The following is a 12,080-nucleotide window of genomic DNA, read 5'->3' as shown; positions in this document are numbered from 1 at the left end:
GCGGCGGCCGGTTCGCCCAGCCGGGCCCACTCGACGCGGTAGCGCCACTCGTTGACCAGGGACCGCTCCCGCGACTTGGCGCGCCAGGCGGAGAGCGTGGGCAGTACGGCGCCGAGCGAGGAGCGCTCGCCGTCGGCACCGACGCCGAGTTCGTCGGCGAGGGACTCCAGGTCCTCGTTCTCGACGAGCCGCCAGAACGCCGAGTCGGCCTCGCCGCCGGTTCCGGTGCCGGTTGCGCCGTTCCGGGCGGGCTTCAGCTCCGGCCAGTAGCGCCGGCGCTGGAAGGCGTACGTCGGCAGCTCCACCGGGGCGGCCCCGTCGGCGGGGAAGGCCTTGCGCCAGTCGACCGGTGTCCCGTGCACGTACGCCTCGGCGAGGGAGGCGAGGAAGCGCCGGGTGTCGCCCTCGTCGCGGCGCAGCGACCCGAGGACCACTGCGGAACCGGCGGCCTCCTCGACCGCTTCCTGGGTCTCCTGGACGGCCCCTGCCAGTACCGGATGCGGGCTCGCCTCGATGAAGACGCGGTGCCCGGCGGCGAGCAGGGCGCGGGTCGCCTCCTCCATCCGTACGGTCTGCCGCAGGTTGGTGTACCAGTAGTCGCCGTCGAACGCGGCCGTCTCCAGACGGCCGCCCGTCACCGTCGAGTAGAACGGCACCGTGGGGGGTGTGGAGCGGACGCCGGCGAGCACCCGGGACAGTTCGTCCCGTACCGCTTCGACGTGCGGGCCGTGGGAGGCGTAGTCCACCGAGACCTTGCGGGCGCGCACGTCCTGCTCCTTGCACGCGGCGAGGAGTTCGTCCAGCGCTCCGGCGTCGCCGGACACGACGACCGACGAAGGGCCGTTGACCGCCGCCACGGAGAGGAGTTCCGCCCAGGGGGCCAGCAGCTCCTCGACCCGCTCGACCGGGGCGGCCACCGACATCATGCCGCCGAGCCCGGAGAGCCGGGGCAGGGCCTGGCTGCGCAGGGCGACGACAGCCGCAGCGTCGTCGAGGGTCAGCGCGCCTGCCACATAAGCGGCGGCGATCTCACCCTGCGAATGGCCGACCACGGCAGCGGGCTCGACGCCGTAGGAGCGCCAGAGCGCGGCCAGCGCGACCATCATGGAGAACAGGGCGGGCTGGACCACGTCCACCCGTTCGAGCAGTGCGGGGTCCGCCTCACCGGACAGCACGTCGTGCAGCGACCAGTCGATGTACGGGGCCAGCGCTTCGGCGCAGGCGTCCACGGTCTCCCGGAACACGGCGGAGTCCGCGAGCAGGTCGTGGCCCATCCCCCACCACTGGGAGCCCTGGCCGGGGAAGACGAACACCGGTCCGCCGGCCGCTCCTTCGTCGGCGACACCGGACACAAGTCCGGCCGAACCCGCCCCGGTGGCCAGCGCGTTCAGCGAGCGCCGGAAGTCGTCCCCGGTCTCGCCCAGCACCACGGCGCGGTGTGCGAAGGCGGACCTGCCGGTCGCGAGCGACCAGCCCACCCGGGCGGCCGACAGGCCGGGCTCCGCTTCGGTGTGGGCGAGCAGCCGGGCCGCCTGCTCGCGCAGCGCGGCGTCGGACTTCGCCGAGATCAGCCAGGGCAGGACGCCTTCGGGCGCCGCGTCCTGTCCGGCGTCGTCGGGCGTCGTCCCTTCCGGTTCGGGATCGACGGGCTCCTCGGCGGGGGGGGCCTGTTCCAGGATGAGATGCGCGTTGGTGCCGCTGATCCCGAAGGACGAGACTCCGGCGCGCCTCGGGCGTCCCGCGTCAGGCCAGCGGGTCTGCTCGTGCAGCAGTTCCACCCCGCCGGCCGTCCAGTCGACGTGCGACGAGGGGGTGCCGGCGTGGAGGGTGCGGGGCAGTACCGCGTCGCGCAGGGACATCACCATCTTGATGACCCCGGCGACACCGGCGGCAGCCTGGGTGTGTCCGATGTTCGACTTGAGCGAGCCCAGCCACAGCGGGTACTCGGGGTCGCGGCCCTGGCCGTACGTCGCCAGCAGCGCCTGCGCCTCGATCGGGTCACCGAGCTTGGTACCGGTGCCGTGTGCCTCGACCGCGTCCACGTCCGCAGCCGAAAGGCCGGCGTTGGCCAGCGCCTGCCGGATCACCCGCTGCTGCGAAGGCCCGTTGGGCGCGGTCAGGCCGTTGGAAGCGCCGTCCTGGTTGATCGCCGAGCCGCGCACCACGGCGAGCACCCGGTGCCCGTTGCGCCGCGCGTCCGAAAGGCGCTCCAGCAGGACGACGCCGACGCCTTCCGCCAGCGTCATACCGTCGGCGGCCTCGGAGAACGGCTTGCAGCGGCCGTCCAGCGCGAGCGCCCGCTGCCTGCTGAAGCCGACGAAGGCGTGCGGGGTGGCCATGACGGCGACACCGCCGGCAAGGGCAAGCGAACTCTCCCCGCTGCGCAGCGACTGGCAGGCCAGATGCATCGCGACCAGCGAGGACGAGCAGGCCGTGTCGACCGTGACGGCGGGCCCCTCGAACCCGAAGAGGTAGGAGACCCGGCCCGACAGCACGCTGGCCGCCGTGCCGGTGACCATGTGCACCTCGGAGCCCTCGGAGCCGTTCTGCACGCTCGACGAGTAGTCCTGGTAACTGGCGCCGATGAACGTACCGGCGGTGGAGCCGCGCAGCGAGTCCGGGTCGATCCCGGCGCGCTCGAAGGTCTCCCAGGAGGTCTCCAGCAGCAGCCGCTGCTGCGGGTCCATGGCGACCGCCTCACGCGGCGAGATGCCGAAGAAGCCGGGGTCGAACTCGGCGGCCTCGTGCAGGAATCCGCCCCTGACCGAGTAGGTCGTCCCCTGCCGGTCCGGGTCGGGGTCGTACAGTCCTTCGGCGTCCCAGCCCCGGTCGGCGGGGAACTCCGAGATGACGTCGGCGCCGTCGACGGCCAGCCGCATCAGCTCCTCGGGGGAGCCGGCGCCGCCGGGATAGCGGCAGCTCATGGCGATGATGGCGATCGGCTCGTCGTCCGCTTCGGTGCCGGCGGCGGACGCGGTCGCGTCCTGTGCCGTCTGTGCGTCCCCCACGGCGCGGGACCGCAGGAAGCCGGCCAGCACGGCGGGGCTGGGGTAGTCGAAGACCATGGTCGAAGGCAGCGGGAGACCGGTGGCGGCCACGAGCCGGTTGCGCAGGTCGACGGCGGTGACCGAGTCGAAGCCGATGTCCCGGAAGGCGCGCCGCTCGGGGAACGCGTCCGCGGAGGCGTGGCCGAGGACGGCTGCCGCCTCCGTACGGACGAGATTGAGCAGCAGCCGCTCCTGCTCGGGGGCGGTCAGCTCACGCAGCCGCACCGCGAGATCATTCATCTCCAATCCTGCGGATGCCTGTTCGGTGCCGGCGGTCAGCTGGCGCCGCACCTCGGGCACCTCGTCGAAGAGGCGGGTGGGGCGGCCCGAGGTGAAGACGGGGTAGTACGTGTCCCAGTCGACGTCGGTGAGACCGATGACGGTCTCGTCGTCGTCCAGGACCCGCTTGAGGCCGCTCAATGCCAGCTCGGGGTCCAGGTACTGGAGGCCACTGCGACGGATCTGGTGCGGGTCGGCCAGCTCGCGCTCGATGTCGTCGGGCCACTTCCCCCAGTGCACCGACGTGGTGCGCAGACCACGGGCGCGGCGCTGGGTGGCGAGCGCGGAGAGGAAGGCGTTGCCCGCCACGTACGCGGCGTGGTGACCGCTCCCCCACATGCCGGCCGTGGACGAGTAGAGGATGAAGTCGTCCAGCTCCTCGTCGTCCAGCAGCTCGTCCAGGTGCCGGGCACCGGCGACCTTCGCGTGCACGACGTCGGAGAAGGACTCCATGCTGGTCTCGGCCAGCGAGTACAGCTCGATCACGGCTGCGGTGTGGACGACCGTACGGACCGTGTGTCCGTCGGCCTTGAGCTGCGCCAGCAGCGCGGCCACGGCGTCCCGGTCGGTGACGTCACAGGCGGCGACGGTCGCCTCCGTGCCCAACTCGGCCAGTTCTGCCACGAGTTCAGGGGCGCCGGGAGCCTCCATGCCCTGGCGGCTCACCAGTACCAGATGCTCCGCACCCTGTCCGGCCAGCCAGCGGGCGAGCCCGGGGGCGAGGGTGCCGGAGCCGCCGGTGACCAGGGTGGTGCCGCGCGGCTTCCAGTCGCGGAACGACGCCTTGCGTCCGGCGCCCGCGCGGACGATACGGCGGGTCAGCACGCCGGAGGCGCGGACGGCGAGCTGGTCCTCCTCGCCCAGTGCGCCCGCGAGGGCGGAGACGAGCCGCGAGGCGGCCCGCTGGTCGAGGACCGGCGGCAGATCAATGACTCCGCCCCAGCGCTGCGGATGCTCCAGCGCCGTCGTCCACCCCACCCCGGCCACCTGCGCCTGTGCGGGAGCGGTGATCTCGTCCGAACGGCCGGTGGAGACGGCGCCTTGCGTGAGGAACCACAACGGCGCCCCGCTCTCCGTGTCGCCCAGGGCCTGGACCAGCGAGACGGTCAGCGCAAGGCCGAGCGACAAGCCCGGGTAACGCTGCCCCGGCTCCTCGGCCCGAGCGAGTACGGAGACGATCCCGGCGATCTCACCGGTCTCCGCCAGCCGCTCCCGGAGGGCCCCGCGGTCGACATACGACTCGTCCAGCACCAACCGGCGTACGTCATCGGCACCCGACCCGCTCAGCACATCAACGACCTCCGCGTCGTCGGTCCCTTCGGCCGACACCACGAGCCACGTCCCGGACAGCCGTGCCTGGGGGACGTTGCCGACGGGTGACCAGGAGACGCGGTAGCGCCAGGAGTCGACGGTCGAGCGGTCGTGACGCGACCTGCGCCAGGACGACAGCGCCGGCAGCACAGCGGCCACCGAACCCTCGTCCGTACGCAGCGTCGAGGACAGCGCGGACAGATCCTCCTGCTCCACCGCCGCCCAGAACTCCGCGTCCAGGGGATCGATTTCGGCGACCTGGTCGAGCACGTCGGGGATGTTCCAGAAGCGCTCGTGCTGGAAGGCGTAGGTCGGCAGGTCCACCCGCCGGGCGCCGGTACCCGCGAACACACCCGCCCAGTCGACGTCAACACCGCGAACGAACACCTCGGCGGCCGACAACAAGAACCTCGACACACCACCCGTGTCACGACGCAACGTCCCCGTCGCCACAGCAGGTTCACCGGAATCATCAATCATGTCCTGCACCGACATCGTCAGCACCGGATGCGAACTCACCTCGACAAAGGCACGATGTCCCCCGTCCAGCAGGTCACGTACGGAGTCGGCGAACCTGACCCGCTGCCGCAAGTTGCGGAACCAGTACCCGGCATCCATCTCCTCCGTATCCAGCCACTCGCCGGTCACCGTGGAGAAGAACGGCACCTCCGAAACACGCGGCCGCACCGGACCCAACACGTCCAGGAGTTCGCCACGCAGATCCTCCACCTGCGCCGAATGCGACGCGTAATCCACCGCCACCCGACGCACCCGGACCTCTTCGCCCGTCAACTCGACCGACAGCCCGTCCAAAGCCTCGGGCTCACCCGAAACCACCACCGAACGCGGCCCGTTCAGCGCAGCCACCGACACCCGACCCGACCACGACTCCAGCCGACCCTCCACCTCCGCCACCGGCAACGCGACGGACATCATCCCGCCACGCCCAGCCAGCCGCCGACCGATCGCCTGACTCCGCAACGCCACCACCCGCGCACCGTCCTCCAACGACAGCGCGCCACATGCCACCGCAGCGGCGATCTCACCCTGGGAATGACCCACCACGGCGTCCGGCTCCACGCCGTGCGAGCGCCACAGCGCGGCCAGCGACACCATCACCGAGAAGGAAGCAGGCTGCACCACATCCACCCGCTCCAGCGACGGAGCGCCCTCCACATCCCGCAACACATCCACCAACGACCAATCGGTGAACTCGGCCAACGCGGCCGCACATTCACCGATCCGCTCCGCGAACACCGGCGACTCGTCCAGCAACCGAGCCCCCATCCCCACCCACTGCGACCCCTGCCCCGGGAAGACGAACACCGTCTTCCCCTCCACATCGGCCACACCTTCGACCAGACCTGCCCAGGACTCCCCTGCACCCAACGCCCTTGCCCCGGTCAGCAGTTCGTCGCTGCCCTCGCCGACCAGCACGGCACGGTGGTCGAAGACCGACCGGGACGAGACGAGCGAGTAGCCCACGTCGAGCGGGCTCGCCGCGGCCTCCGCCCGGGAGCCGAGCGCCGTCGCCTGGTCCCGTACGGCGGAGCGGCCACGGCCCGACACGACCCACGGCACCACGCCCCCCGCCACGGCGGCGGGCTCGACAGGCGGCTCGGCGGACGGCTCCGCCTCCTCGGCGGCCGGGGCCTCTTCGAGCAGCGCGTGGGCGTTGGTGCCGCTGATACCGAACGACGACACCGCCGCACGGCGCGGCCGACCCCTCTCGGGCCACTCCACCGCCTCCGACAACAAACGCACCGCACCCGACGACCAATCCACATGCGACGAAGGCAACTCCGCGTGCAACGTCCGGGGCAGCACCCCGTTCCGCAACGCCATCACCATCTTGATGACCCCGGCGACACCGGCGGCAGCCTGGGTGTGCCCGATGTTCGACTTGAGCGAGCCCAGCCACAACGGGCTGTCCTGGTCGCGTTCCTGGCCGTATGTCGCAAGCAGTGCCTGCGCCTCGATCGGGTCACCGAGCCTGGTGCCGGTGCCGTGCGCCTCCACCGCGTCCACGTCCGCAGCCGACAGACCGGCGTTGGCCAGCGCCTGGCGGACCACCCGCTCCTGCGAGGGACCGTTGGGCGCGGTCAGGCCGTTCGAGGCACCGTCCTGATTGACGGCGGAGCCGCGCAGGACGGCCAGCACCTGGTGGCCGTTCCGCCGGGCGTCGGAGAGCCGTTCGGCGACGAGTACACCGACGCCCTCGCCCCAGCCCGTACCGTTCGCCTCGTCGGAGAACGCCTTGCAGCGGCCGTCGGGCGCCAGTCCGCCCTGCTTGCTGAACTCCACGAAGACGGAGGGCTCCGAGAGGACCGTGACACCGCCGATGACGGCGAGCGAGGACTCCCCGCCCCGCAGGGACTGCGCGGCGACGTGCAGCGCGACCAGTGAGGAGGAGCAGGCCGTGTCCACCGTGATGGCGGGGCCTTCGAGTCCGAGGGTGTAGGCGAGCCGGCCCGAGAGCACACTGGCCGCCGTGCCGGTCAGCGCGTGCCCCTGGAGTTCCCCCGCCGTACCGGCCGTCGGCTGCCCCCAGTGGTAGGCGCCGACGAAGACACCGGCCTGGCTGCCGCGCAGCGAGTCGGGGGCGATCCCGGACCGTTCGAGGGCTTCCCAGGACACTTCGAGCAGCAGCCGCTGCTGCGGGTCCATCGCGATGGCCTCGCGCGGCGATATGCCGAAGAATCCGGCGTCGAATTCGGCTGCCTCGTAGAGGAATCCGCCTTCGTGGGTGGCGCTGCTGCCTTCTCCGTCGCCGGTGAGCCGGTCAAGATTCCAGCCGCGGTCGGCGGGGAAGCCGGAAATGGCGTCACCACCGGAATCGACGAGATCCCACAGGGCCTCCGGGGAGCGCACACCGCCGGGGAGCCGGCAGCTCATTCCCACGATGGCGATGGGCTCGTTGTTCTTGAGTTCGAGTTCGCCGATGCGCTGACGCGCGCGGCGGAGATCCGAGGTGACCCGCCTCAAATAGTCGACGACTTTGTCCTGCTGGTCTTCTGGCACCGGTCCGTCCTCATCATCGGGTCGCGAACGAAAGCAACAAGTGGCTATGTGGTTTCGAACTCTTCATCGATGATGTCGAGCAGCCTGTCGACCGACACCGTCTCGATGTCCTCGCCGGCGGAGTGCATGGCGAGTGGCGTGGATTGTCGTAGCGTGGAGACGATTTTCTCCAGGCGGTCCGCGATCACCTGGCGTTCGGAACCGTCAGCCGGCACCGATTTCATGACTGCCTCGAACCGGGTGAGTTCGTCGTCCGGCGAACCTGTCGCCGCCGGGGCGGTGAGTTCGGCCGACAGATATTCGGCGACCAGAATCGGTGTCGGGAAGTTGAATACGAGCGTGCTGGGGAGCTGCCGGCCGGTGAGGGTGCCCAGCCGGTCGCGGAGTTCCACCCCGGCGAGTGAGTCGAAACCCATTTCCTTGAAGACCTGTTGGGCGCCGATGGCGTCCGGGCTGCCGTGGCCGAGTACGGCCGCCGCCTCCGTCCGCACCAGGTCCAGCAGATGGCGCACCCGCTTGCTCTCCGGCATGCCTTCCAGCAGCTTCACCGGTGTGGGCGCGGCGTCGCCCGCAGAGCCCGGCTTCGCGGCCGGCGGCCGGGGGGTCCTTCGTCCTTCGGCCCGTGTCGCTGTGCCGGTACGGGTGTGGGCCTCGCGCAGGGCGGTGGCCTGCTCCTCCTGCGACAGCGGGCGTCCTCGCAGGGCCTCGACGGAGAGCACGGGGTTGCCGCGGACGTCGGCGGCAGCCAGCGACAGCGCGCCGTCGTCGCGCGGGCTGAGCCGGATGCGCAGCGCCGTGGCGCCGAAGGCGTGCAGGGACACGCCTTCCCAGCAGAGCGGCAGGCTCCCTGCGCCGTCCGTCATGGCCGCGTGCCGTGCCGCTTCGAGCAGGGCGGGGTGCAGACCGTACGACTCGGCGTCCGGCACCCCGGAGGGCAGGGCGGCCTCGGCGTAGATCTCGTCGCCGCTCCGCCACAGCGCCCGCAGCCCGCGGAAGACCGGGCCGTAGTCGAACCCGTTGTCGGCCAGCCGCTCGTAGTGGTCTTCCAGGTCCACCGGGACCGCGCCGTGCGGCGGCCAGTCGGCGGCGTCAGGGGCGTGGTCCGGCTCGTGGTCCCGCGCGGTGTCGTCGGTGCCGGGGGTCAGCACACCGGTGGCGTGCTCCGTCCACGGCTCGTCGACCGCGCCTTCCGTCCTGCCGTGGACGGTGACGACGCGCCAGCCGATGCCGTCCGGCGCGCTGACGCGTATCTGGATCCGGACCGTGCCGTGTTCCGGCAGGACGAGGGGTTCGGTGAGGACCAGCCGCTCGATCCGGTCGCAGCCGACCTCGTCGGCCGCGCGGACGATCATGTCCAGGAGGGCCGTGCCCGGCAGCAGGGTCCGTCCGGCGATCGTGTGGTCGGCCAGCCAGGCGCAGGACCGCGCCGAGAGAATGCCGGTGAACACCAGCCCCTCGCCGTCGGCGAGTTCCAGGGTGGCGCCCAGCAGCGGGTGTCCGGTGGCGCCGGTCCCTGAGGCACCGCCGGGGGTGCCTTGGCCGGGCGGGGCGGGCCAGAAGCGCTCGCGCTGGAAGGCGTACGTCGGCAGCTCGACCCGCCGGGCGCCGGTACCGGCGAAGAAGGCGCGCCAGTCGACGGGGACTCCGGCGGTGTGCAGTCGGCCCACCGCGGTGATCAGGGCGGTTTCCTCAGGGGTGTCCTTGCGCAGGGCGGGGACGACGGTCACCTGCCCTGCGGCGTCGCCGAGGCTGTCCCGCGCCATCGCGGACAGGACGGCGCCGGGCCCCAGTTCCAGCAGGACGTCCACGTTCTCGGCGGGCAGCGCCATGATGCCGTCGGCGAAGCGGACCGCGTGCCGTACGTGCCGTACCCAGTACTCGGGGGTGCTCAGTTCGTCGGTGGCCGGTCGGCCGGTGAGGTTCGAGAGCACGGGCACGGCCGGTTCGTGCAAGGCCAGCTCCGTCACGACCTGCCGGAAGTCCGCCAGCATCGGGTCCATCAGCGGGGAGTGGAAGGCGTGCGACACCGACAGCCGGCTCGTCTTGCGGCCGAGCCCGGTGAAGTGTGCGGCGATCTCCAGGACCGTGTCCTCGTCGCCGGAGACGACCACCGAGGTGGGGCCGTTGACGGCGGCGACCGACACCCGTTCGGTGAGCAGCGGCACGATTTCGTCCTCGGTGGCCTGCACCGCGACCATCGCACCACCGGCCGGCAGCGCCTGCATCAGCCTGCCGCGCGCGGCGACCAGCGCACACGCGTCCGGCAGCGAGAACACCCCGGCGACGTGCGCCGCCGCGATCTCACCGATCGAGTGGCCGCCCACGACGGCGGGCCGTACCCCCAGCGACTCCACGAGGCGGAACAGCGCCACCTCGACGGCGAACAGCGCGGGCTGGGTCCAGCCGGTCTCGTCCAGCAGGTGCGGGTCGTCGCCCCACATGACGTCGCGCAGGGGGCGGTCGAGGTGGGTGTCGAGTTCGGACGCGACCGCGTCCAGCGCTTCGGCGAACGCCGGGAAGCGCTCGTACAGTTCACGTCCCATCCCGAGCCGCTGGCTGCCCTGGCCGGGGAAGAGCACCGCGGTGACGCCGTCGCCCGCCACGCCACGGGCCGCTTCACTCATGTGCGGCTCCTCGCCGCGAGTACGGCGCGGCGCGGGGGTGGTGAGCAGGACGGCCCGGTGGCGCAGCGCCGACCGGCTCGTGGCCAGCGAGAACCCGACGTCCACCGGGCTGAGTTCGGGCCGGTCGTCCACGAAGGAGGTGAGGCCGGCCAGTTGGGCGTCGAGGGCCGCCTCGGTCTTGGCGGAGACGAGCCAGGGCACGACGGTGGGCGCGGTCCCGGGTTCGCGGGCGGGTGGGGCCGCCTGCGAACCCGGGAGGTCCGGGGCCGGTTCATCGGTCGCCGGGGCCTGTTCGACGATCAGGTGGGCGTTGGTGCCGCTGATGCCGAAGGACGACACACCGGCCCTGCGTGGCCGCCCGTCCTCGGTCCACAGGACGGGCTCGGTCAGCAGTTCCACCGCGCCGTCGGACCAATCCACCTCGGTGGTGCGCTTGTTCACGTGCAGGGTGCGGGGCATCAGTCCGTGCCGGACGGCCATCACCATCTTGATGACGCCCCCGACGCCGGCGGCGGCCTGGGCGTGCCCGATGTTCGACTTGAGGGAGCCCAGCCACAACGGCCGTTCAGGGCTGCGGCCTTGGCCGTACGTGTCCAGCAGCGCCTGCGCCTCGATCGGGTCACCGAGCTTGGTGCCGGTGCCGTGTGCCTCCACCACGTCGACGTCGGCCGTGGACAGGCCCGCGTCGGCGAGGGCGTCGCGGATCACCCGCTCCTGGGCCCGGCCGCTCGGGGACGTCAGTCCGTTCGACGCGCCGTCCTGGTTGGTCGCCGAGCCACGGACGACGGCGAGGACCGGGTGTCCGCCGGCCCGGGCGTCGGACAGGCGTTCCAGTACGACGATGCCCACGCCCTCGGCCCAGGCGGTGCCGTCCGCGTCGTCGGAGAACACCTTGCACCGGCCGTCGGGGGCGAGGCCGCCCTGCCGCGAGTAGCCGACGAAGCCCACCGGCGTCGACATCACGGTGACACCGCCGGCCAGGGCCATCGAGCACTCCCCCGAACGCAGCGAGCGCGCGGCCCAGTGCAGGGCCACCAGCGAGGAGGACGAAGCGGTGTCCAGCGTGATCGCCGGTCCTTCGAGCCCGAGGGTGTAGGCGAGCCGCCCGGAGGCGACGCTCGGGGAGAGGCCGGTCATGGCATGGCCCGCGAGGTCCTGCGGCGAGCGCTGGGTGACGGTGGCGTAGTCCTGGCCGTTGGTGCCGACGAAGACACCGGTACGGGTCCCGCGCAGCGACAGCGGGTCGATACCGGCCCGTTCCACGGCCTCCCAGGACGTCTCCAGCACCAGCCGCTGCTGCGGGTCGGTCGACACCGCCTCGCGGGGCGACATGCCGAAGAACCCGGCGTCGAACTCGGGGGCCTCGTGCAGGAATCCGCCTTCGTGCGTCACGCTGCGGCCGGGTCCTTCACCGGCGAGCGCGTCCAGGTCCCAGCCGCGGTCCGCCGGGAAGCCGGAGATCGCGTCGCGGTCCGCCAGGACCAGATCCCACAGCTCCTCGGGGGAGCGCACGCCGCCCGGATAGCGGCACGCCATCCCGACGACCACTACCGGGTCTTCGTCGGCTCCGATCGTCATCACGTTGCACACCCCTGCGAAAAGTCGGGCCACGGACATCTCTCCGTGCCGGATCGTATGGGCGGCGACGCTGTACTTTTCCCTAAGGAATTCTCCGACCCCCCTGCCGGTCATTGCGGGGCGGCTCCGGCGGCCCGTACCGGACGCGAAAAAATCGCGCACCGGGCGAAGACTAGGGATTCTCCGGAACGTGGTGTGAGACCAAGTTACTGTCCCGCTT

Annotated in this window: 2 protein-coding genes; both read right to left on the bottom strand. The window is 71.8% G+C overall.

All coding sequences use genetic code 11. The features are described from left to right. Nucleotides 1-7,658: type I polyketide synthase (locus HY68_RS39710; RefSeq protein WP_198533362.1), on the bottom strand; the 7,658-nt coding region annotated here is incomplete at its 3' end. A gap of 44 nt (nucleotides 7,659-7,702) precedes the next feature. Then, nucleotides 7,703-11,893: a type I polyketide synthase gene (locus tag HY68_RS28780; RefSeq protein WP_241778706.1), complete on the bottom strand. Its 4,191-nt coding sequence runs from the start codon at nucleotides 11,891-11,893 to the stop codon at nucleotides 7,703-7,705. Nucleotides 11,894-12,080 lie beyond the last annotated feature (187 nt).

The sequence above is a fragment of the Streptomyces sp. AcH 505 genome (genome assembly GCF_000818175.1).
Classification (GTDB): domain Bacteria; phylum Actinomycetota; class Actinomycetes; order Streptomycetales; family Streptomycetaceae; genus Streptomyces.
The sequence above is the reverse complement of the archived record's forward strand: the minus strand, read 5'-3'. Positions and strand labels throughout refer to the sequence as shown.